Annotated in this window: 20 protein-coding genes, 1 tRNA gene and 1 pseudogene; 7 read left to right on the forward strand and 15 right to left on the reverse strand. The window is 30.9% G+C overall.

Features of this window, described 5'->3' with window-relative positions:
- Nucleotides 1–9: 9 nt before the first annotated feature.
- Genes proS through B6F84_RS10000 form a run of 8 tightly spaced genes read right to left on the reverse strand, consistent with a single transcriptional unit; the run spans nucleotide 10 to nucleotide 6672 of the window.
- Nucleotides 10–1455 (reverse strand): proline--tRNA ligase, encoded by a 1446-nt coding sequence (gene proS, locus B6F84_RS09965; RefSeq protein WP_148692101.1) that lies wholly within the window; start codon nucleotides 1453–1455, stop codon nucleotides 10–12.
- A 43-nt stretch (nucleotides 1456–1498) separates the two neighbouring features.
- Nucleotides 1499–1804 (reverse strand): ATP synthase subunit c family protein, encoded by a 306-nt coding sequence (locus tag B6F84_RS09970; RefSeq protein ID WP_148692102.1) that lies wholly within the window; start codon nucleotides 1802–1804, stop codon nucleotides 1499–1501.
- An 18-nt stretch (nucleotides 1805–1822) separates the two neighbouring features.
- A complete protein-coding gene (locus B6F84_RS09975; protein ID WP_148692103.1) occupies nucleotides 1823–1984 on the reverse strand; it encodes a hypothetical protein in 162 nt (53 codons plus the stop codon).
- The gene (locus tag B6F84_RS09980; protein ID WP_148692104.1) at nucleotides 1974–2615 is read right to left on the reverse strand and encodes a V-type ATP synthase subunit D; all 642 of its coding nucleotides are present in this window, start codon (nucleotides 2613–2615) and stop codon (nucleotides 1974–1976) included. Before B6F84_RS09980 ends, B6F84_RS09975 begins: the two co-directional genes overlap by 11 nt.
- Nucleotides 2612–4009, reverse strand: coding sequence for a V-type ATP synthase subunit B (locus tag B6F84_RS09985; RefSeq protein ID WP_148692105.1), 1398 nt, complete (start codon nucleotides 4007–4009; stop codon nucleotides 2612–2614). The genes B6F84_RS09980 and B6F84_RS09985 overlap by 4 nt, the downstream gene beginning before the upstream one ends.
- 2 nt (nucleotides 4010–4011) lie before the next feature.
- Nucleotides 4012–5787 (reverse strand): ATP synthase subunit A, encoded by a 1776-nt coding sequence (locus B6F84_RS09990; RefSeq protein WP_148692106.1) that lies wholly within the window; start codon nucleotides 5785–5787, stop codon nucleotides 4012–4014.
- A 2-nt stretch (nucleotides 5788–5789) separates the two neighbouring features.
- Nucleotides 5790–6362, reverse strand: a complete 573-nt coding sequence (locus tag B6F84_RS09995) for a V-type ATP synthase subunit E (protein WP_148692107.1) — start codon at nucleotides 6360–6362, stop codon at nucleotides 5790–5792.
- Nucleotides 6363–6369: 7 nt separating this feature from the next.
- Nucleotides 6370–6672: a V-type ATP synthase subunit F gene (locus B6F84_RS10000; RefSeq protein ID WP_148692108.1), complete on the reverse strand. Its 303-nt coding sequence runs from the start codon at nucleotides 6670–6672 to the stop codon at nucleotides 6370–6372.
- Between the two features lie 66 nt (nucleotides 6673–6738).
- Between B6F84_RS10000 and B6F84_RS10005 the strand changes: the two genes are divergently transcribed.
- The gene (locus B6F84_RS10005; protein ID WP_187152678.1) at nucleotides 6739–8916 is read left to right on the forward strand and encodes a V-type ATP synthase subunit I; all 2178 of its coding nucleotides are present in this window, start codon (nucleotides 6739–6741) and stop codon (nucleotides 8914–8916) included.
- On the opposite strand, the gene metG is transcribed toward B6F84_RS10005, so the two are convergent.
- On the reverse strand, nucleotides 8894–10609 hold the full coding sequence (gene metG, locus B6F84_RS10010) for a methionine--tRNA ligase (protein ID WP_148692109.1): 1716 nt from the start codon (nucleotides 10607–10609) through the stop codon (nucleotides 8894–8896). The genes B6F84_RS10005 and metG overlap by 23 nt on opposite strands.
- 156 nt (nucleotides 10610–10765) lie before the next feature.
- Between metG and B6F84_RS10015 the strand changes: the two genes are divergently transcribed.
- Both B6F84_RS10015 and B6F84_RS10020 read left to right on the forward strand, forming a co-directional pair.
- On the forward strand, nucleotides 10766–12121 hold the full coding sequence (locus tag B6F84_RS10015) for an RNA-guided endonuclease InsQ/TnpB family protein (RefSeq protein ID WP_148692110.1): 1356 nt from the start codon (nucleotides 10766–10768) through the stop codon (nucleotides 12119–12121).
- A 58-nt stretch (nucleotides 12122–12179) separates the two neighbouring features.
- Nucleotides 12180–13109, forward strand: coding sequence for a DNA primase regulatory subunit PriL (locus B6F84_RS10020; RefSeq protein ID WP_148692111.1), 930 nt, complete (start codon nucleotides 12180–12182; stop codon nucleotides 13107–13109).
- Here the strand turns inward: B6F84_RS10020 and pgsA are convergent.
- Nucleotides 13079–13663 carry an archaetidylinositol phosphate synthase gene (gene pgsA / locus B6F84_RS10025; protein WP_187152679.1) on the reverse strand — a complete coding sequence of 195 codons (585 nt, stop codon included), beginning with the start codon at nucleotides 13661–13663 and terminating at the stop codon, nucleotides 13079–13081. The genes B6F84_RS10020 and pgsA overlap by 31 nt on opposite strands.
- A 42-nt stretch (nucleotides 13664–13705) precedes the next feature.
- Between pgsA and B6F84_RS10030 the strand changes: the two genes are divergently transcribed.
- Genes B6F84_RS10030 through B6F84_RS10040 form a run of 3 tightly spaced genes read left to right on the forward strand, consistent with a single transcriptional unit; the run spans nucleotide 13706 to nucleotide 14968 of the window.
- A complete protein-coding gene (locus B6F84_RS10030) occupies nucleotides 13706–14020 on the forward strand; it encodes a hypothetical protein (RefSeq protein ID WP_148692113.1) in 315 nt (104 codons plus the stop codon).
- Between the two features lie 22 nt (nucleotides 14021–14042).
- Nucleotides 14043–14528 carry a protein-lysine N-methyltransferase gene (locus tag B6F84_RS10035; protein ID WP_148692114.1) on the forward strand — a complete coding sequence of 162 codons (486 nt, stop codon included), beginning with the start codon at nucleotides 14043–14045 and terminating at the stop codon, nucleotides 14526–14528.
- Nucleotides 14525–14968, forward strand: coding sequence for a DUF2286 domain-containing protein (locus tag B6F84_RS10040; RefSeq protein WP_148692115.1), 444 nt, complete (start codon nucleotides 14525–14527; stop codon nucleotides 14966–14968). Before B6F84_RS10035 ends, B6F84_RS10040 begins: the two co-directional genes overlap by 4 nt.
- Before the next feature lie 112 nt (nucleotides 14969–15080).
- Here the strand turns inward: B6F84_RS10040 and B6F84_RS10045 are convergent, their stop codons facing one another.
- Nucleotides 15081–17699 carry a DNA-directed DNA polymerase I gene (locus B6F84_RS10045; RefSeq protein WP_148692116.1) on the reverse strand — a complete coding sequence of 873 codons (2619 nt, stop codon included), beginning with the start codon at nucleotides 17697–17699 and terminating at the stop codon, nucleotides 15081–15083.
- A gap of 73 nt (nucleotides 17700–17772) precedes the next feature.
- Here B6F84_RS10045 and B6F84_RS10050 point away from each other — a divergent pair.
- A tRNA-Arg gene (locus B6F84_RS10050) sits at nucleotides 17773–17847 on the forward strand.
- A gap of 28 nt (nucleotides 17848–17875) precedes the next feature.
- Here B6F84_RS10050 and B6F84_RS10055 read toward each other — a convergent pair.
- The 4 genes and pseudogenes from B6F84_RS10055 to B6F84_RS10070 form a co-directional block, all read right to left on the reverse strand.
- Nucleotides 17876–18037, reverse strand: a pseudogene (locus tag B6F84_RS10055) (putative integrase); the annotation flags it as partial.
- A 563-nt stretch (nucleotides 18038–18600) separates the two neighbouring features.
- Complete coding sequence (locus B6F84_RS10060; RefSeq protein ID WP_148692117.1) at nucleotides 18601–19632, reverse strand: inositol-3-phosphate synthase; 1032 nt, start codon at nucleotides 19630–19632, stop codon at nucleotides 18601–18603.
- The gene (gene nuoN / locus B6F84_RS10065) at nucleotides 19629–21002 is read right to left on the reverse strand and encodes an NADH-quinone oxidoreductase subunit NuoN (protein ID WP_148692118.1); all 1374 of its coding nucleotides are present in this window, start codon (nucleotides 21000–21002) and stop codon (nucleotides 19629–19631) included. Before nuoN ends, B6F84_RS10060 begins: the two co-directional genes overlap by 4 nt.
- Nucleotides 21003–21008: 6 nt before the next feature.
- Nucleotides 21009–24464: a proton-conducting transporter transmembrane domain-containing protein gene (locus B6F84_RS10070; protein WP_148692119.1), complete on the reverse strand. Its 3456-nt coding sequence runs from the start codon at nucleotides 24462–24464 to the stop codon at nucleotides 21009–21011.
- Nucleotide 24465: the final 1 nt, after the last annotated feature.

Below are 24465 nucleotides of genomic sequence, written 5' to 3' on the forward strand. Positions count from 1 at the left end.
CTAATATATCTAATAAGTTTTTGCTATTCTCAGAACATTAGTAGATGGTTTTTTACATACAATACATGGATCATTTGTCTTTTTAGCTTCTATAGGATATCCTAATACTCTTGCAGTAATACTATCTTGAAGTTTTTGCCCGCAAGCTTCATCTCCACACCATGGAACTTCTACAATTCCTCCTTTTTCTTCAATAATTTTTGTTAATTCTTCTTGAGTTTTAGCATAATATATTTTTGAATTAAATTCTTCCCAGGCCTTCTTTTTAAGATCGTTATACATTAAATCTAGCATATTTTTAACTTCTTGCACTATATCATCTTTTTTAACAATTTTAGATGTAAGAGTATCTCTTCTTTTTATCGTAACATTTCCAGAATTATATTCCCTTAAACCTATCTCTAGTCTAATTGGAACACCCTTTAATTCCCATATATAATATTTTTCTCCAGGTGTAATATCTTTGTTATTATCAACTACTGTTTCTATTCCACTATCATTAAGCAATTTAGCTAAGCTATTGCAATAATCTTCTATTTTCTTTCTATCATCGTCATTTTTTACTGGTATAGGTATTATTACAACTTTTATTGGAGCTATTGAGGGAGATAAGACTGGTCCATGATCATCACCATTTATTGCTATGGATACAGCAATTGCCCTATCTGAAATACCATAACTAGTCTGATAAGGATAATCCAAACTTCCATCAGCTTTCTGAATTTTATAATCTAAAGCTTTAGAAAAATGCTGTCCAAGATGATGAACAGTACCTATTTGCAAAGCTTTGCCATCTGGCATTAACGTGTCAAAAGCATACGTATGTTCTGCTCCAGCAAACCTATCCCATTTTGGTCTTTCAGAAAGCAGATAAGGAATACCTAAAATATCAAAGAACTTTTTATATATTTCTATAGCCTCATTAACTTGACGTTGAGCATCTTCATAAGTCTCATGTAATGTGTGAGCTTCTTTGAACGTTGTAACTTCTCTTAATCTTATCATAGGTCTGGTAGCTTTTGTTTCATACCTAAAAATACTTACTATTTGATAGAATTTTTTTGGAAGTTGTTTGTAACTTTGAATCCATAATGACTCCATATAGGTAATTGCAACTTCAGAAGTAGGCCTTAATGCTAATTTTACATCTAAATCTTCCTCTCCCCCTTTAGTTACCCAATAAACTTCTCCTTCAAATCCTTTTATATGTTCACTTTCTCTCTTTAGTAAATCTTCTGGTATGAGCATAGGAAATAAAACTTCTTCATGGCCAGTATTATCGAGTAATCTTCTTATAGTATTTATTATATTTTGTCTAATTTTGAATCCATATGGCCTCCAAACTCCCATCCCCTTTACAGGATATCTTCCATAATCGTAAAATTCTCCTTCAGATAGAACTCTATCGAACCATTCACTAAAATTCGACTTCCATTTTTCTCTTGGAATTTGCATAGCAAAAGAAAATAGGTTGAGATAAAAAATTTTTATATCTTATTTACACGTGGGCAAAGAGCATTAATACCGCAAATACTAAACCATATACTACTATTCCTTCTCCAATAGCTACGAATATTAATATCGTACCGAACATATCTCTTCTTTCAGTTAATACACCTACACCAGCTGCAGCTGCCATACCAACTGCTACACCAGCACCTATTGCTGCTAATCCTATAGCTAATCCTGCTCCTATATTTACTCCTTCAAATCCTGCTCCTGTAGAATATGGTGATGTAGCTGCAGATGTTACTAAACCTACTACTAAAGGTAGAAGAAGGAATAGATAGTTTATCCTTTTCATATCTTAATCCACCACATATTACTTTGATAGTTCCTTTAAAGCCTTTCTCTTTATATTATCAAGCTCATTCTTCTTATTTTCAAGAATTTTTTGGTATTCTTTATCTAAAGCTTCTAAAGCATCGGCTTTTTGTTTATCTAATACAGTTTTTATCATTTTTATATATTTTTCAGCCTCCACTTAACCTCCTCCTCTGTAATATTCTTCTAGTTGTTTTAAGTCTTACGAATTCTTCTCTATTTTTATCATCTAAAACCGATTTAATATATTTTACAGAAGATGTATAAAAAGGAAGTATAGATGTGTCTATTGCATTTATTATCCTCTGTGTTTTTCTTAGCTCATTAGCTAATGATCTTATAGTAGACTCTAATTCAACTAGCTGTATTACCTTAACTAAAGCTTCTCTAATTTTATCATATGCTTCGGAAAGATATGGTGAAGTTTCTACTTCACCAAAAGGCTTCTCTGGAATACTCTTCTCATCTATATTAATTACTGGTATCTTAACTCCAAAAATAACTTTAATTATGTTATCTACTTTTAATGTTTTAGCTTGGCTATCTGCCATCAATTCTATATTACTAAGACCTTCATCTGCAACTGCTTGCAAAAAACTATCATATGCATCTTTTAACGCTTTATTAACTTCTCCATACAATTTTTCATATTCTGCTGCATATGTACGTAAATAAAGTAATAAAACTTCTCTTTTATTTTCCAATAATCTTTTTATATTCCTTATAACTTTTAACTCTGATTTAAATTTTATTAAATTAATTTTTGTTGGTAATACTTTATTTGAACTCATTTAGTACCACTTTTATGAAGATATTTCTGTATATATGCAGACTTTATGTTGGTTAGCTCACTTTCTGGTAATATAGATAAAACTTCCCAGCCTATATCTAATGTTTTCTCAACATCTCTATTTTCATTTACTCCTTGGTTAAGGAATTTTCTTTCAAATGCTTCGCCGAACAATAAGTACTTTTTATCAACATCTGACAAACTATCTTCGCCTATTATTGCAGCTAATCCTCTAGTATCTATTGCTCTAGCATACGAAGCGAATAATTGATTCATAACATTGCTGTGATCCTCTCTTGTTTTTCCTTCGCCTATTCCATCTTTTCCTAATCTTGAAAGACTTAGTAGAACATTTATTGGTGGATATATTCCCTTATTATATAAAGACCTATCTAACGTGATTTGGCCTTCCGTAATATATCCAGTTAAATCAGGTATTGGATGAGTCATATCATCATTAGGCATTGTCAATATAGGCATTTGAGTTATAGATCCTTTCTTTCCTTTTACTTTTCCAGCTCTTTCATAGATAGTAGCTAAATCAGTATACATGTATCCAGGATATCCTCCTCTGCCTGGAACTTCTTCTTTTGATGCACTAATTTCTCTTAATGATTCACAGTAGTTTGTCATATCTATAAGGATAGCCAATACATGCATATCCTTTTCAAAAGCTAAATATTCGGCTAAAGTTAATGCTGTTTTAGGTGTCAATATCTTAACTACTGGAGGTTCATTAGCCAACGTCATGAACATCGCTACTCTATTTATTGCTCCAGTTTCTTCAAAGAATTTTCTAAAGAATAATGCTTCATCATATCTTATTCCTATAGCTCCAAAAACTACCGCAAAATTACTTTCTTCTCCTCTTACTGTAGCTTGCTTAGCTATCTGTGCGGCTAGAGTATTAGCGGGTAAACCGCTTCCACTAAATATCGGTAATTTTTGACCCCTAACTAATGGATTAAGACCATCTATTGCTGAAATACCTGTTTGAATAAATTCTTCTGGATAATCTCTAACTGCTGGATTTATAGGATTGCCATTTATATCCCTCTTTTCTCCAGAAATTATAGGTGAACCGTTATCTAATGGTTCACCTAATGGATTGAATACTCTACCCAACATTTCATCTGATATCTTTACCTCTAATCCTCTTCCTAAGAATTTCACAGTAGTTCCTGTAGGAGATATTCCAGTTGTACCTTCAAATACCTGAACTATGCTTATTCCCATTTGAGAATCTACAACCATTCCTCTTCTTTTTTCACCATTTTCCATCTCAATTTCTACTAATTCATTATAAGCTGCATCAGTAATGCCTTGAACAACTAGCAAAGGACCTTTAATCATGGAAATATTAGAGTATTCTCTTACATTTAATACGGGTTCCATTTTTATGCACCAACTTGCTTTGCTAATTCTTCGAATTGATTCTTTAATACTTTTTCTAACTCGTCGTATTTTTGTAGCTCATCATTTTTAATTGTAGCTTTAGATCTTATAATATCTGATGTAACTTTTATACTATCTGAAATTTTCTTAATTGGAACTCCTTTTTGAACCAAATCACTAGCTAACTGATTATATAATGCTATGAGTTTCATAATTCTAAATTGTTTTTGCGGAGAGGAGAAAGCATCTATATCATCAAATGCATTTTGTTTTAAGAATGCTTCTTTGATTAATCTTGCAACTTCGAGGACTAATTTATCTTTTTCTGCTAAAGATTCTGGACCTACTAATCTTACTATTTGCTTTAGTTCATCTTCTCTAATTAGAGTCTTTACCATTAGTTCCCTTATATCCTTCCATGAGGGATCCACATTAGTTGCCCACCATTTAGCTACTAAATCGACATAAGCTGAGAATCCCTGTAACCAATTTATTGCTGGGAAGTGTCTAGCATGAGCTAGTGAAACATCTAATGGCCAGAATACTCTTACAAATCTTAAAGTATTGCTAGTTACTGGTTCTGTAAAATCTCCACCTGGAGGAGAGACTGCAGAAGCTAACGTCACAGATCCCAATCTTTCTTGGCTCCCTAATGTTATCACTCTCCCAGCTCTTTCGTAGTATTCTGCTAATCTTGATGGAAGATAACTTGGGAATCCTTCTTCTGCTGGCATTTCTTCCATTCTTCCTCCTAAATCTCTTAAAGCCTCAGCCCATCTCGTAGTAGAATCTGCTACTACTAATACGTCGTAACCTTGGTCTCTAAAGTACTCACCTAAGGTCACACCAAAATAAATACTAGCTTCTCTAGCAGCTACTGGCATGTTACTAGTATTAGCTACTAGTATTGTTCTATCTAATAATGGCTTACCAGTCCAAGGATCCTTTAATGTTGGAAACTGTCTTAACTCATCTGTCATTTCATTTCCTCTTTCTCCACAACCTACATATATTACGATTTTTGCAGAACTCCATTTTGCTAGACTTTGCAAAGTTACAGTTTTTCCTGAACCGAATGGACCAGGAATAGCAGCTGTTCCACCTTTAGCTAAAGGAAATATTGTATCTAAAACTCTTACTCCAGTTAATAATGGCTCTGAAGGTTCTAGTTTGTCTTTAAAAGGTCTTGGGAATCTTACTGGCCACTTTTGTAGCATCTGTATTTTTATTTCATCTCCATTCATGTCTACTGTAGCTATAGTTTCCTCTACTGTATAATCTCCTTCTGACACTATTTCTTTTATAGTTCCATGATAATTTGGAGGAACTAAAATTCTATGCTCTACTAATGGCGTTTCTTCAACTGTACCTAAAATATCTCCAGCTTCTACTTTATCTCCTTTTTTAACTTTAGGTGTAAAATGCCATTTTTTATTTCTATCTATAGAAGTAACTTTTATTCCTCTTTGTACATAGGGTGATTTTGTAATTGTAGCAATGTCACTTAAAGGTCTTTCTAATCCATCGAATATTTTTCCGATTAATCCTGGACCTAATTCAGCTGATAATGGTGCTCCAGTGCCATAAACTGGTTCTCCTGGCTTAATACCGCTAGTATCCTCATAAACTTGAATGAATGCTCTATCTCCCTCTATTCTGGTCACTTCTCCAATTAATCTAAGATCTCCAACTTCAACGACTTCATACATCATAGAATCTTTCATATTATCTGCTACTACTAAAGGACCATTTACTCTAACAATTCTACCTACGACCATTCTTACTCACCAAATAGAATCTTTGCTACATTTGGTTTTTCTGACTCAAAAACTTGATTTAATATAAGATTAAGCGAATAATCCCTTGTTAATCCAACATCAGGATAATAAATTTTTACTCCACCAATCATACTATCTTCTGTTTCTACTGTTAAACTCATTTTTAATTCCTTAATTATATTTTTTATTTTATCAAAATCTTGTTTTGAAGATATGATTTTGGAATTTTCTTTAGCTTCTCTTTTTATAATCTCTTTTATACCATTTATGTATTCTTGAGATTGAGTAATAATAAATAATTTTTTATTAACTTCATCATAAACTTTGTTAAGCCAGAAATTTTCTTCGTTTAAAATGTTTCTCTTGTTCTCTATATCCAATTTGGCTTTTTCACCTTCTAATTGTTCCTTTTTCTTAGATATCAAATCATTAATTTTAACAGTATATTGATTAAGCAAATTATTATAATTTGTATTAATTATCTTAGTGGCTTCTGCTAATCCTTGATCTATATTACTTTTTATATCATCAAAAGTTTTTTTAATTGCGATATCTAATAATTCTTCAAACTCCATTTTCTTCTCACCCAAAACCTAAAGCTCTTAAAATCATTTTCTTTACATCCATAGGTTGTGCTTCACTATAAGGAGAAGGAATTACAGTAATTAAAGGTTTTGTTTGATTACTTATAACACTTTCAAGCTTTTCTCTAACTGGATCATAAAGATCTTTGGTAATAAGAACCAAATCTATATCTTGCCTTTTATTAATTTCTTTTATTTTACTTTCTAAAACATAAGGATCTTCTATTACTTCGCCTTCAGTACCAACTAATTTAAAAAGGGATACCGTATACTTGTCTCCTAAAAGCAAAATTTTTCCCATTACTTCTCAATCTGTAATGTGGATTAAATATTTTAAATATTTTAGATACTCTATATCTAGATCATTTTGATTTTGCCTGAAACAATGTCCAAGGTCCAAATAATAACTACGAAAGAGAATCTAGATAAAACTATAATACAAGTATTAAAATTTGGAAATTTAGAACCTACAGAACCAGACCAACCAATATCATCTAACAGATTTGAAGAATATAGAAGAAAATTGGGAGAAATACAAGAACATTTAACAAAACTCAAAATTATTATGGATTTAGGTAGCATTGTACTTGAACCAAAAGGCAATATGAAAATAACAAATTGGTTAGAAGCATCAGATGAAGCTTCCAGAGAATCTGCAAATATAGAAGATAAATACAAGGATCTTCTAGAAGAGATAGGTAAAATTAGAAGTGAAATAGAATTATATACTTTACAACTAAAAGAAATAGAACCATTTAAAGACATCACAGTCGATTTAAACAAATTATATAATCTAAAATTATTTGATGTCTATTTAATTACTGCCAACTCTTCACAAATAGAAAAAATAAAAAGATTAAATGCCTTTATTTCGTATCAGAAAGTTAATGAAAATAAATATGCAGTAATTATAATAGCTTTGAAAAATCAAATCAAAAAAGAAGATATAGAAAGAGAAATAGGAGCAAGAATTTTCGAGACAGCTGAAGGAAAATCTCCTTTTGATGTTTATAAAGATCTTACTCAAAAACTACAAAATTTACAGAAAGCACTTGAAGAAGCTAGAGGAGGCTTAAGATCAGACTTAAAAAAGAATGAAAACGAATTAAAAGAAATCTACGGTAGACTACTAACCATAAGAGATGGATTAACAATACTAAGTAGGGCTAGGTTCTCTAATTTTTATGTACAAATACAAGGTTATGTGCCAGAAAAACAAGTTAATAAGCTTAAGTCAATGCTAGAAAAGTATGCTACAGTAATTTCTACATTACCTAGGAGGTATGGAGAAAAAGAACAACCTCCAACTCTAATATCATTACCAAAGAGATTAAAAGCAGTAGAATCTGTAGTGGAATTATACGGTACGCCATCATATTGGGAGATTTCTCCAATAGTATTTCTAATATTCACTTTCCCTTTACTATTCGGTTTGATGTTTCCTGATTTCGGAAACGCATTAGTAGTCTTCATTTTTGCTATATGGTTCTATAAATATGGAGTAAAGAAAGGAAGCGAGAATACAAAAAATCTTAGCTTAGTACTAATATATTCTAGCATAGTAGCAATGGTAACTGGGCTATTAGCTAGAGAATTCTTTGGTCCGGTACTAGTTGGAGGACCTAGAGAAGTTTTTAATAACGATTCATATCCAGTAGGTCCATTATATAATGTTTGGCCAGTACCAGTTAGTGTAAGCAATGCATTAAAATATATCATACCATTTGGACATTACTCTATATTATCTACTGAAATAGAGGATGCAATGATTCTCTCTATCTTATTAGGAGCCATAGCTTTATTCGTAAGCTCTTTATTAGGAATTATTAATGCAATAAAGAAGAAAGATACAGAATTCTTACTATATGAAAAATTACCTTTATTAATCTTATATACTGTACCTTTAATCATATTTGGATACGGTGTTATAAATATAAGCAATTATTTTGGAGAAGTAGAGAATTTACTAGGAGGAATACTAACTAACATATTTACTATTCCTCCCAATTTGTCTACGCCTACATTAGCTTTAGCTTATATTTTAGTGCTATGGGTAGAATTAGGATTAATATATAATTGGATAAGTAAAATTATATTATTAAAAAGACATGGAGATGTAGGAATAGGAGCAGCAATTGGTATGGGATTTATAGAAGGAGGATTTGAAGCTGGAATTCTATTACTTTCTAATACAATATCTTTCATAAGAATTTTAGTATTTGCATTAGCCCACTATTATTTATTGTATGCTTTCTCTTACATGGGGCTTCTAGTACTTTATAGTAAAGGAATTCCATACGCCGCTGGAGTAATTATAGCTGGTATAATAATAGCGCTAGGAAACTTGCTAGCAATTGCATTAGAAGGATTAATAGTATTCATTCAGGATATGAGATTGCACTTCTACGAAATGTTTAGCAAATTCTATGAAGGAGGAGGAAGAAAATTTGAGCCAGTAACAAGTTACGTCGAAATAGAGGAAAAAGAAGAAGAGAAAAATATTCAGAAAGCAATGGAAAAGCCTATCTTAGCAGAGGAGGCCTAATTTTTTCCAAACTCCTTCTTATATCATTTAATTTTTTATCAACGTCCATATCTTCTTTTATTTTCTTAAATATCGGGGAAACTGAACCTATTTTGTGCCCAGGCTTTATTGTAAAATCTTTAGCAGAATCCCATGTTTCATTCTCTAAATTATTTAATCCTATTTGAGAATATATTTCATTAGCAGATTTAGGAATTAATGGATATAATAATATAGCTAAACTTCTTATGGAATTTATACCTATATACAACGTATTCTCTACAATCTGTTTATCTTTCTTTATTTGATCCCATGGTGCTTTTATGTTTAGATAAGAGTTACCTTCTCTAGGTATCTTCAAAATCTCATCGCTACCTGCTTTTAATTTTCCCTTATCAAATAACTGAGATACTTTATCTGGCGTTTCCTTTATTATATTTATTAATTTTTTATCGTATTCGTCCTCTAAATTTTCATAAAATTGAGGAACTTGACCGTTGAAATATCTATTAATCATATTCAAAATTCTATTTATATAATTTCCTATGTCATCATTAAGTTCTGTATTTACTATTCTTAGAGCTTCTCTCCATAAGAAGTTAGTATCTTTCTCTTCTGGCCTTAATCTTATCAGAACATATCTCCAGTAATCTATATCCATTATTTCTTGTGCTTCGTCTATCCATACACCTATCCTCCTGCTTTTGCTAAATTTTTGTCCTTCATACATTAGATATTCAGTAGATGATATAATATTAGGTAAATGATAGCCCTCTTCTGAAGCAATAAGCATTGCTGGAAATATTACTGCATGGAACGGAATATTATCTTTTCCTATAAAATAATAACTCTTTACTTCATCTCCAAACCAGAATTCTTTCCAGTTTTCTGGTAATTTTTTATATTTCTCGAAGTATTCTATACTTGCAGAAATATAGCCTAATAATGCTTCAAACCAAACATAAATTGTTTTACCTTCAGCACCTTCAAAAGGAGCAGGAATTCCCCAAGAAGTATCTCTAGTAAGGCTTCTAGGTTTTAGACCTTCTCCAATCCAACTTAACGCTACTGACTTCACATTATCTGGCATATCTTTAGAATTCTGTAACCATTCCTTCAATTTATCAGAGAATAAATTTAAGTCAAAAAACCAATGTTTTGTTTTCTTTATAACTGGCTTACTTCCACATATAGCACATCTAGGATTAATTAAAAGAGATGGAGATAATAATCTTCCACACTTATCGCATTGGTCTCCCCTAGCATCCTCATAGCCACAGTATGGACATGTACCTTTTATAAATCTATCAGGCAAAAATATTTTATCATTTTCACAATACGGCATTTCCTCCTCTTCAGTATGAATATATTTCTGTATTCCCAGCAAGAAATCTTTCACGAACTCCTTATGAACATCAGATTCTGTCCTTGTATAATTATCATAACTTATATTCCATACTTCAAGGAATAACTTTTTAACATATTCGTGAGCTTGATCCGTCAACTCCCTAGGATTTATTTTTCTTTTTATAGCTTCTATTTCAATAGGTGTTCCATGTTCATCACTACCGCTTACAAAAAGTACATTTTCTTTACCATATTTTAATCTAGCATATCTAGCAAATACATCTGCCGATAAAACAGAACCTACTAAATTACCTAAATGTGGAACCGTTTCTACATAAGGCCATGCGGACGCTACAAATATTTTCATAAGTGAGTATAATCTAAAGCCAATTTAAAAATGTAGTGAACTCAAATATCTTTTGAGACTTTTCATCTAAACATAAATGATAAACAAGAAGACAAACCTCGCCTTTTTAAGGCGGAGTAAAAAAGACTTTTAAACCAAAAATCCCCTCTTTTCTTAATGGGTACCTCTGCTGGTCAACTTAGAAAGAATGAGGGGCAGGAGCCGACACTCACTCCTGCAATACCAGTAGAAGTACCCAACATAAAAACAAACGTTATCAGGCTTTTAGTAAACGGTTTTCAAAACAGAAAACTACACAAACTAGCTAACACTTCAGCAAAACTATGGAACGAACTAAACTACGAAAGAAGACAACAATACTTTAAAGAAAAGAAAGTAAACTTCAAAGAAACATACAAGAAATACTACGAAAAATACAAGAGCATTCTCAAAGTTAACGCACAAACTATTATTCAGAAAAACAATGAAGCATGGTCATCCTTCTTCTCACTAATAAAACAAGGTGAAAAAGCAACACCACCAGGCTATTGGAAGAGTGACGGAAAAAGAAAAGAGATACTAGTAATTAGACAAGACAGATACGAAGTACACGAAAACAAAATCATTTTAAAAGATTTTAGCATGGAACTTGAGTTCGCTGGCAAACTTAGATGGAGTGGAAAACAAGGAAGATTAGAGATAATTTACGACGAACTGAAAAACGCCTGGTACGCAAATATACCAGTAGAAGTTGGCGTTTATTTAGCAAGAACTGGCAAACCATCAAAATACATTGTAAAAGGAAAGAGAGATAAAATAACCATAGCAACACCTAAAAGTAACAAGAAAGCATCAATTGACCTCGGAATTAACATGTTAGCTAGTGTTGTAGTTGATGATGGCACTTGGTTATTATATCGCGGAACTAGGGCAAAAGAGGACTACTTCTATTTTCAAAAGAAGATTGCTGAAGTGCAATCACTTGCAGATAAGATAAAGAATATTGGTGAGGCTGAAGCTTATGAAGAATTAAACAGAGAGAAGAGAAGGTCATTTAAGAAGTTATACTCTCGTTTGCTACACTTGTACAGAACTCTAGCATCACATTTAGCAAAAGCACTTTATGAACTTGGTGTTTCAGAAGTCTATATTGGCTATCCTTATGAGATTGCTCAAGATAAGGGGAATAAGTTTACAGTAAATATGTGGAGCTACAGAAAGTTGTTTGAAGTTCTTTCACAAAAACTCATTGAATATGGCATCAAAGTGTACAAAGTAGTTGAGTATAATACGTCTAGATATTGTGCGTACCATGACGTTGAAGTTATGAGAAAACCAAGAGGAGTAATAAGCTGTAGTTTTGGTCATACACTGCATTCAGATCTTAATGGAGCGTTAAACATTATGAAGAGAGTAATAAAGGAGATACCTAGGCAGATTAAGAAACCATTTTCCTTCTTTGTATTTCATAACGGAGTAGCACCCGTAAAGGGGTGTAACGCTTTAGACCCTAGCAGAATCCTCACCCTTTAGGGTGTGGAGTGGGTCAAATCACATAAAAGTCTTATATCTAAGTTATATAGTGGAAAAATTGACTAGTATAGACTACAATAAATATCCATTTATGAAAAAATTAAGTGACATAATAGATAAAAATATAACTATCTATGACATGCTATCAGAAAATAGTACACCACTAAAAGATGCGAAAGACAGAATAAATAAAATTTTGAAAGACGAAGATATACAAGATTTCAGAACATATTCGTTTCCTTACTTAGTTTTTTACTCAGAACTAATAATATTATCAATTTTAGGAGATAAAAAAATAATTGGAAAAGTAGTAAGGAAAGAGGCTAAATTATTTTCTGAAGAGATTTCTAAGGAACCGGATGACGTATTCGACACTATCTTAAATTTTCTCAAAATAAATGTAGAAAAAAAGGAAATAAGTTATCACATACAGAAGGGAAGAAAAATAAGCCTTTGTTATAGAATTCATTTCATAGATTATCTAAAAGCTACTAAAAATTTTAAAGATAATCAATATATGTCACTATCTATGCAGATTCTGGATAAAGGCTACGTTTACTTGAATAAAAATACATTAAAACTACTAATTAGAGAACAAATTTATGAATATATAACTAACTTAATAAGGCCTATATCATTAAGCGAAATACCAGAGTCCATAAAAGACTTAATATTTTTAAAAAGAAAAACCACACCACCTTGTATTGAGGCAATAATGCATAAACAAAATAAAAGCATAGAAGAATTAAAAATAATCTCTACCTACATGATAGATATAGGAGCAAGTACTGATTCCATTTCAACATTTCTAAAAAATAATGGAATAGCAACCCCAGAAGATATAATAAATAAACTTAGTGGAAATAGGAAAAGTAAATATATAGTATATTCTTGTGACATAATGAAAAAAATGAACTTATGTGTATCGAATTGTGGTGTAAAAAATCCATTAGAACTTTATTTTGGAAAGTTAGACATTACTAAGTAAAATCTTTGGATAACAGTTACAGCAGATAAAATAATGAAAATATAAAATACATATTCTGCTATATTCACATTTATTAATAATAATAAAAGTATAATTAAGACAAATATTATCCTCTCTCCTCTTTCAATAATTCCTTTTCCTTCTGCTTTTATACCTAAAGCCTCAGCTCTAGCTCTTAAGTAAGGAATTACTAAAGATAACCCTATTAATATTCCCACAAGATATGATTCAAAATAGAAACTAAATACTGATAGAAATAATATATCCTCAATTCTATCTAGAGAAGAATCTAAAAACGCCCCTCTACTTCCAGCCTTGCCTGAAACCCTAGCAACCTCACCATCTAGAGCGTCAGAAAAACTAGACAATATTAATAATATAATTCCATATATAGGATTTCTAAATATAAACATAACTCCAAAATAAATGAAAGCTAATATTAAACCACCAATAGTTATACTATTGGCATTTAAACCTAGGTTTACTAAAGAATTAGCTATAGGCGTTAAAATCTTCTTACTCTCCTTCCTTAGTCTGGTAATCATATGCACCACTACTGTTTTTAACTAGTTCCCTAAGATTCAAATGAGATTAATATGAAAGCTAAAAAAGTAATCCTTGTTACTTCAGAAAGCCATCCAATGAATAAAGCGTTTTTAAATATCACAGAACAAATATCAAAGGAATTAGGAGTAGAAAAAGAGATTAAAAACGAAGATTATACTTTTTTGTCTGAATATGGCGAAAAAGACGAATTTGGTATGTCATGGCTACCTCAACTATTTATACAATTAGAAGATGGAAGAATTTATCCGATACTTACTCAAATGCCATTAGGTTCAGATTTAAAAGCAGATCCTGAACAAGGTAAAAAAGAAGCTCTTAATAAAATTAAAAGCTTAGTATCATAAAACATTATTTGAAGTGATAAAAGTGAGTTACGTACCACATGTACCATACGTGCCTACACCAGAAAAAGTAGTAAGAAAAATGTTAGAAATAGCAAAAACAGGACCAGAAGATGTAGTTTATGATTTGGGCTGTGGAGACGGAAGAATAGTTATTGCAGCAGCAAAAGACTTTAACGCAAAAAAAGCAATATGCATTGACATAAATGATGATAGATTAAAAGAAACAATGGAAAATATAAAGAAAAATGGAGTAGAAGGAAAAGTATCAGTCGAAAAAGGAAACTTTTTTGATGCAAATCTCTCAGAAGCTACAGTAATAACAATGTTTTTGCTAACTAACGTTAATGAAATGTTAAAACCAAAATTAGAGGCAGAACTTAAACCAGGAACTAGAGTAGTATCCCATGAATTCGAAATGAGAGGATGGACACCAAAAGAAGTAATAAAAGTCGAAGATGGAAATATGAATCACATTGTATATCTCTATATTATAGGTGAGCATAAATGAAGATTCTTGTTCTTAAAAGCGAAAGTGGAAAAATAACCTCTGAAAAAATAGTAGATGGAAATTTAGGAGATGTAGTTAGAGCTACTGCAACAGAAGCATTAAAAGAGTGGAATGACCTAACTTCAGACTTCATAATTATGAAAGATTCTCAAGAAGCTAGAGTTCCATTACCATTAAAACCTAGCTTTTACGAAGAAGTAAAAAATTTATTGGCCGCAAAAGAAAAATCAGTTGCAATACTTAAAATACCAATTTATATTGTTAGCTATGATAATATCTGGCAAGAAGAAGATTTCCAAGATAGAAAAGTATATGTTATAACATATTATATCAATGATGAAATTAAAAAAGATATAAACGCTTATGCTGCTGATGTAACGTCAGAAAATAAAAAAGAAACATCATCAGATGAATCAGACGAAGAATCTGAAGAAGAATAGAAAATACTTCAATAAAAACAAAAATTTCATCCTAATTATATTACTTTACTATCTCCCTATCATTTTATTATATAAAAAATAAGTTTTTGAATATAGAGTTGAAATTATTATTTTATTTAAAAAATGAATCTATGGATATAGTAGATGCAATTTCGTCCCAACTAATTCCTAAAGATTTCAATAACTGCTCAAAAGTACTTTTTACGGCTTCATAGTACTTGTCTACATCAATTTCTGTTATTTTAGCTAATTGAACTGGCTTAACGCCTTCTTTACTTTTTACTTTTACAAAAAGTATTATATCTCTAGGTAGAGTTTGAATGCCTAAAGCCTTTAATTGCATTGCGGCCTTGACATGTTGTGGAGTAGTTTTCTCGTAAGATTCTAGATCCCTAGATAACATCACTTTGAATGCCACATCGTCTAAATTATATTCCTTGTTTTTCAGTTTATTATATACTTCTTTTACTTTGTTTGCAATTTCTTTCTTAGCTTCTTCTAAATCTGAAGGAGAATTAATATTTATCATTAGATCTTTTACTTCTTTGAAAGCTTCCTTTAGAAACTCAGGAGTATTTCTTTTCTTAGCTAGCATACCTTTTATATCTACAGTAGAGTCAGTGAAGACACCAAAATAGTTTTTCTTTAATCCTGAAAATGCAATAAATCTATAACTCTTATCTAATTCTAAGTCCAACTTAAAATTGTCTTTAACCCATTTTACAATTTCGTTTAATTGAGCTTGAGTAGGTTGATAAAGAAATAAAGAATCAGTATCACCATATAAAACTCTCATACCTAATTCTCTAGCTCTTTTAACAGTATTAGTAATAACATACCTCCCTAAAGCTGTAACACTTTCAGCTACAGCAGGAGCATATAATGGGAAAGTCTCAGCCCCGAACACACCATATGTAGCATTAATGAACACTTTCATACCGCTTTGAACAACATTATACATCATCTTACGATCTTCATCAATATCCTTTTGCTTAGATTTTTTCTTGTAAATTTTTACTCTAAAATCTCTTAATAATCCAGTTATTACTGCAGTTATACCAGGTTTATCCATACAGACTTCATGCAATTTTTCTCCAGTTTCATCCTTAATTTCATAAATTTTTTTACAGTTTCCTACATCAACTGTCTCGTAACTTAAATTCCAATTTCTTATAACAGAAGGATACAGAGAAGCAAAATCTAGCACAGTAACATTAAAGAATACTCCTACTGGAGGATCAATAACAACAGCACCTTTATATCCTTTACCTTTTATAGTAGCAGCAGTCCTTAATTTAGAAGACCTCTCTAAAATTTCTTCTTTAAGAGGAATAAGCCAATTCCTCTTTCTATGCTCCCAGTAATATAGATTCTTAACCCAGGCCGATATCTCAGTTCTAGTCATCTCTTCAATTCCTAACTTAGAAATTCTAGCGAACAAAATAATTAACTTCCACGTTAAATCATTATTAAATGTAGTTAACCTTAATGTAATTTCAGAATCTCTAAAATTATATTGAATCAACTTAGAAATGTCCAAATCACTAATCATAGAATCTACTTTTACTTTTGACATTCCCAACAATGCAGAAGCTACAGCATCTAAATTGTATTCGCTATATTTTCCACCAAAAGCATAATTTCTAACTGCCTTATTAAAGAAAAACCTGTACAAATCAACATGAAATCCACACAAAAACTTTGTCTCCCTACTTCCAATCTCAAATGGAATTTCTTCGGGGAAATAACCTAGCTTTAAAGACCTGTAATAAATATATGGAATATCAAAATCATCACCGTTAAACGTAAGCATAAGAGGATAATTCTTGATAATTTCAAAAAATCTTTCAAGCAACTTTCCTTCAGTTTCAAAATATTCTACAGAAATTCCATCATTATTAACAGAACCTTGAGAAACATCTTCTCTTTTAAGCACTAAAACCTTTTTTAAACCATCATTTCCTGCTAAAGATATACTTATTACTGGAAACTCAGCTTTATATGGATCTGGAACTCTTCCCTTCACGGGTGTATAAACTTCTATATCTATAGCAACTCTCTTTACAGCCGGAATATCAGCTTCAAATAGTGGAGCCCACTGAATAGCCATTTCTTTTGTTAGTTCGTCAGAATCCGCAAAAGCTTTCTTAACTTCCTCAATATCAACATTAAGATTAACTTGCTCAAGCTTACCATGATTTAACTTATAAGGCATTCCAGGAATTAATTGCAAATCATAGATATAATTATTAAAATACTTAATATGAGCCTCATAAGCTTTAGGTACATGTTCCCTCATTCTCCTCACAGCTAAAGGATCTTTTACTACAATCTTAGTCAAAGAAATAGGCTTACCAGTGTACGGGTCAATCTTACTAACTACTTCTAAATGATCAAAAGATGGATCCCTTATTATTTTAGGAATTTTCCTAACTTGTTCCGGAGTAAGATCAACAAGAAAATATGATTTGTGACCAGTTTGATCATAATATACAGCAGACTCACCAGTTTCGGGATCATATAATTTTAACAAAGCCTTTCCTTTTTTTCCATCATAATCCGCTGATAACAAATAATAAGTTCTCCCTTCTTTAGCTTCCTTCATCCATACTATTTCCTTAGGTTTTTTAACATCAGATAATTCTACCTCTTCTTCTTTAGGCTTAGTATTATTCTTAGTATTTTCATTAGAAGGCAATGAAAAATCAAAGAGAGTAATTTGCTTAGCCATAAGTATAACTTATGCGAAATACTCTTTAAACATTAAGGTTTCCTTTATTAGTAATAATTATACTAAATAGTTTGGACCCGTAGCTCAGCCAGGATAGAGCGCAGGCCTTCGGAGCCTGTGGTCCCGGGTTCAAATCCCGGCGGGCCCGCTAAAGGGGGAACACCCCCTTTGACCCCCAATTTCAATTTTTCGTAAGTTTCAACGATGTCAATTAAGGGACCGACGTAATGTTCCTTTATCTCACCGTTTATCGTTTCCAATTTATAGACATAATACCGACTTCTAACTTGACGTATGATGATATCACCAAACGTATAAGTCTTCTTTTTATCCTTCATTTTCGCCCTAAATTTACGGTTAACAAAAAACGATTTATAAGCTTTGTTAACGCGTTAAAAGTTAACAAAAAATACATTAAATTGAAATATAACATTGATAATTCCATATTATCGAAAAATAGTGATATCTTTACTTCGTCACTAAGCGAAACAATTTTAGTCCATAATTAGCTACTTTAAAACGAATTCCGTCTTTATCAAAAATTATATTTCACACTATATATGAAAGACTTATAAGATATTTTCAACTATATTAAAATAATAAAATGATGGAATTATTCGTTTGGAAGATAATTTAGTTGTTCTTTATTGTAAAAAGATTGAATAGTTTGTAATAAATGAAAGTATATACAGTATTGTATTTTCCTTAATTCTAGAAAGTTTAATTAAATATCTCTACTTTATCTATTTTTCTATTTAGGTATAATTAAATATATAATACCAAAATAAATTAAAAATAATCTAAATCTAAAATATTTAACATTCACATATATAAAATACTTATTTAAAACTTAAATAGTAATCTCAGCTCTCACACGGTTCTTCATCATTCTGATCCACTTTTACTTCATCATGTCTAAGAATTTCATAAGTTCTTCTTTTGCTTCATCTAAGTTATTATATCTTTTAGTTGTATTCTTAAAATAATACCCGCATACTTGTGGTATTGGTCCGCCTATTCCTTTATCTTTGGCTATTTTAGCTAATCTAATTAAATCTATTAATGGTTGTACAGCATTGGTTGAGTCTAAAGTCTTCATAGAGATGTCTATTCTAACTTTAGATCCTAAAGAATATTCTCCTTCAATGACCATGTAACTAACTCTTCTATCTCCAAGAAATTCTACATAGTCTGAAGTACCTGCTACTATTTCTGAATCATTAGTCCTTTGAGAAATATACGAGGATTTAATTTTCTTTTTTAGATCTTTTTTGGAATCCTCTAAGGTAGCAAAAGTTTCAGTATTACCTGCTATGTCAATTTGATAAGATCTTATTACTTTTACGCCTCTTTTTTGTAAGAATTCTATAATGCCTGAGTGTAAGATTGTACCTCCTATTTGGCTAATTAAATCATCCCCAAATATCGGTATATTCATATCTTGATATTTACTACCTAAAACCTCAGTAACGTTCGTAGGAGTTGCATTGATAAAAGACGAGTTTGCTCTAAGAGACTCATTAGCATAAAATATACTAGCTTTTTCAGCTCCTACTGGAAGAAGATTAAGCACTACATCTACATTATTTTCTCTTAATGTATCGTAAACATCTATTGGCTTTTCATCTGATTCTTCAATTATTTTAGATAAATGATCGTCTATGCCATCTAAAGTAGGCCCTCTTAATACTATAATATCAGAATTAACTTCTGTATATTTTTCAACTACATTAGGTTTAGAAAATATAGCTTCTGAAAGTTTCTTTCCAACTTTTCTTTTATCTACATCAATAGCTGTAACTATTTCTATATCTTCTGGTTTTATAGAGAGATTTAATATTCCAGGTATTTCTATTCCTCTTTTAACCTCTTCTAAAGCTTGAACTAATGCTGAAGCTGAATTTCCTATTCCTACTAACGCTACTCTTATCATATTATCACCAAAATTAAGGGTGATATTATACCAACAGCTATACTTAAAATCGCAGACAATATAACACTACCTCTTTCATCACTCTGTATAAATGAAAATTCTCCATCTTTGAACATTTCCCTTATTACAGGGATATAATATCCTGCTGATATTGCGCTATTTACTACTGCAATAATTATAAGCCAAGGAAACTGATAAACTGATTCAAACAAGAATAATTTTCCCCAGAATCCTATTATTGGAGGAATACCTAACAAACTTAAAAGTAAAATTGATGATGCTGCAGCTAATCCCTTATCATTCTTAGCTAAACCTTCTAATCCTTCAAACCTTGAAGTACCTGAAGTTTTTTCTACATGATTTACAAAATTAAATAATCCTGCCTGAGCTATAATATAAGCTAATGACTGCACTATTAATCCAGCTTCTGCAATTGTTGTATTAACTTCTAACGCTACAAATCCTATGAGAATAAATCCCATTTGCGAAATGCTACTAAAGGATAGTATTGACGATAATTCCTTTCTTGAAAATGCTATAATGTTTCCTATAGTCATGCTTAATATGGAGATAGTTGAAAATAATACTATCATTAGAGTAGTAACTAATTGTGAAGGATCTCCAAAAATAAATAATCTAATTAATGGAATTATACCCAAAAGTTTTCCTACGCTAGACACAAAAGCTACTGATTCTCTATCTGCGTTAGTATACACATCGGGTAACCATCCTTGGAATGGAAAAGCTCCAATTTTAAATAGAAATGCTACTGATAAAAACGCAATCCCTGTTATAAACAAATATGGATAATATATTGTACCATAATCCAAATATAACGTCTGAGTAGAAACAATATAGAATGCAAATCCTAAAATCATAAAAGATGAGGATATCAACCCCATTATAAGATATTTCATGCCAGCATTTACAGAATTATAATCTTTCTTAAGCATCGCTATTACGTAAGAAGCTGCTGAGGCTATTCCCCAACCGCCTAAAATTATTAAAATATTATATGCAAACGATAAATATATTATGCCTAGCGTAGATAAAGACATCAAAGATAACATTGAACTTCTTGTAGGCCATCCTTCTATGTGACTTTTACCACCTATTAGTACTATAATAGTACCTACTATTGCTATCATCGAAAATAGGTAGCCAGTATCATCAATATATAGTGATTTAGAGAATAGCGCATAATTGATATATCCAAATATCCAAGTTAATATTAGACTTATTAATGAAACTATACTTATAGTTAACATTAAATAAAATGCTATAGAGTATTTTTTTATAAATAAAACTGATATAGAAGAAAAAAGTAAAAGAACAGAAGGAACTAATATTGGTAAATAATCTAATATCATTTTATATCACCCAGTTGCAAATAATAGTATAAGAATAACTAACAATAATACAACACCTCCAACAAAATAACCTATATAATCCCTCAATATGCCACTTTGTATTCTAGAGAACATATTCTGGCCATACTTTATTATTCCAGAAGGCAATCTTTGATTCAACGAATTATCTATAGTCTCAGACTCTACTTTCTTGAATATTATATTATTAAATACCATACCATATCTACCTAATAGGTCAAATATTGGATATACATACCATCCATAGTAGAAGAAATTAATTAATGGAATTATTGCATTCAAATTAAATTCAGTAGTATAAAGTAAGAATCCTATAAATATACCTACCAAAGATGCTATAAGCTCTATACCGTTATACATAAAAATACTACTAGGTACAGAGAAATTATTTGTGAAAAATACTGCTAAATCTGATATAAATACTGCTAATACAATACTGGCTATCATCAGTATAGATGGTGAAACTAACATAATAGGTGAAACATGCCCTTCTTCCTCTTTTTCACCTTTACCATAGAAAAATACTCTCGCGATATACCTAGTTATATATACTGCACCTAAGAATTCCAAACCAACATAAAGCAAATCAAAATCAAAATTATATGATGAAGTTAAATATGATATAAAAGAGTGTGCCCAGAACCCTATGAATATTGGTATATTTGCCAAATTTAAAGCTGCAAATAATTGAAGTACAAATATTGCCTTTAACTTCTTGTACAGATTAGGAAAACTTCCTACATATCTACTCTCAGTATAATGTATTATAGATCCAGCATTCATGAATAGAGTTGCTTTATATATTCCATGTGCAATCATTTGAATCAATCCTATAACAATTCCTATGTATACAAAAGCAAAATTATGTAAAAATAACGCTAAAATTCCTCCTAATGAAGATGATAATATCATTAAACTTATTTGATCTGCAGTAGAATTAGCTAATATAACTTTTTGTTCATTTGAAACTAATGCATTAATGCTAGTATATAAGGCAGTAAAAGTAGAAATTCCTATTAAAAATTCCAAAAATGGTATCAAATTAGAAGAGTATGTCTGAATTAAATAAGGAAATGTTAGAAATGTAAACATAGCACCTAAATTAACCATAGTTGCCGCATGTATTAACGCACTAACTGGCGTAGGACCAGTCATTGCAGTGACCAACCATTGAGTAAATGGAAATTGAGCACTTTTAGATAGACCTCCTAAATATAGAAAAACAAGGACTAAGGCTGAGAATGGTAATACTAACAATGAAGATAATTCAGTAAACATACTTGGCATTGAACTTCCTATAATAGGATATATCAGAGATATTCCATTAAAGTAAGAAGTAGTAGTTAAGTAAAGTAAATAACCTAAGATAGATATCATTGCTACATCAGCAATTCTGGTAAATATTAATGCTCTAATTCCGCTAGTTGTAGGTTTAGATAGATACTCTATACCTAAAACATATCTTTTGAAATCTCCTACAACGTTTTTCTCGTTATCATCTAACCAATAACTAATTAATCCATACGAAGCTAGGCTAGTTCCTTCCCATCCTGCTAAGAACAACAATATATTATCTGATAATACTACTGCTAACATTGATGTAACGAAAAATCCAAAGAATCCCCAATACCTTCTTAACACTTTATCTTCTTTCATATATCCAATACTATACAATGCAATGAAGAAAGACAAACTAGAAACAAATACTGCTAATATAGCTTGAAGAACTGAAGAACTAAAGGTGAAATAAGTAAATACTGTTCCCTCATATGATGGTACAAAGAAATTAGGATGAGATACTGTTAACGTATTAATTAGATTGTATATTGATAATATCATTGAAATACCTATTAATGCTACTACTATTGAACCTCTTACATCTTGATTTAAGGATTTAGTTGATATTAAAGCAATTAAAGACCCTATCGCAGGTAAAATAACTATAAGGAAGAGATAATATACATTAAATGATGGATTTATTATAGTTATGAAATTATTAACTGATATAGATAATATATTTGGATAGAAGAAAAAGATGACACTAACTACACTTAAGATAGCCATTGGAAGAGTATATTCTATTACATTATCAATATTCTTATTCTCCTTCTTACCACCATATACTTTCTTAAATAAATAACCCATATATCCACTAGATAACCCAATACCAATTGTCACACCCAATAGTGCTAAAACAAAATATGTAATCGCAGTAAATTTGAGTAAATCGCCTAATGAGAATACCAATAGTACTTCACTAATAAACCCTATAGTAGGAGGTAATCCCAAGATATTTAGCAAACCAAAGAATGATAAAGTAGAATGCAATGGAGATGATAAATAAAGTCCACCAAGATTATCAATGTTTCTTTCGTGTAGTTCTGTTATTGAAGCTCCTGCACTCATGAAAAGTAAACCTTTACCTAATCCGTGAGAAGCGTATATCAATACTGAAGCTAATACACCAATTGATAAAGTATTTACATTATCTCCTAGTCCTAGAATATAACCTATAGAAGCTGCAAGTAGCATATAACCCATTTGAGAAACTGTAGAATATGCTAAGAATCTCTTGAAGTCTTTTTGTGCAAATGCATTAATTCCTCCATATAACATCGTTATTATTGCCCATCCTATAAATATCCCAGAAATGTATGAAAAACTAGGGAAAAGATAGTAGTAGAGAATTATAACGTAAATTCCTAATCCTACTAGATTAGGACTTAATAAAACTGAAATTGGTGTTGGTGCTTCTCCATGAGCATATGGTAACCATATATTGAATCCGGCTTGCGCACCTTTTACCATCATCCCAATTATTCCTAAAACGAAAATGAGAATAGAGAAAGGTATAATAGATGAAATCTCACGGGTTATTCCATACGAGACATAAACATCCATAGTTTTTGTTTCTAGACCAATTAAAATAATCGAAGATAGCAATAGTACTGTGCCTACATGAGTCCAAATAAAATATAATAAGCTTATTCTCCTCCTATCTCCATATCCATAAAGTAGTATAAGTAGAAAAGATGTAACTAAAGAAACTTCTAAAAACACGTAAATTTCTAGCAAGTTTGTAGATAAAACAGCATATATCATAGCTAATGAGAACATAGTATAAAGAGCAAAATATAATCCCCAATTACTATTTCCACTTTCTCTAAATTTTTCTTCCATATACCTTAGAGAGTATACTGTTGTAACTATAGTTACAGCAAGAATTATAATTAGGAAAGCGTAATTTAAATCATTTACAGTGAATCCGAAGCTTCCTACATCAGTACCAACATAAAAAGTATAGAATAATCCTCTCCTCAATAGGAAATATCCATTTATAGCTATAGCTATTATAGATAATGAAAAAGCTATATTCTTATTTTTTTGGAAAAAAACAACAGAAGCAATTAAGAAAGATATAATTAAAATTAATAAAGATAACATA

The organism is Acidianus manzaensis (assembly GCF_002116695.1).
GTDB classification, from domain to species: Archaea; Thermoproteota; Thermoprotei_A; order Sulfolobales; family Sulfolobaceae; genus Acidianus; species Acidianus manzaensis.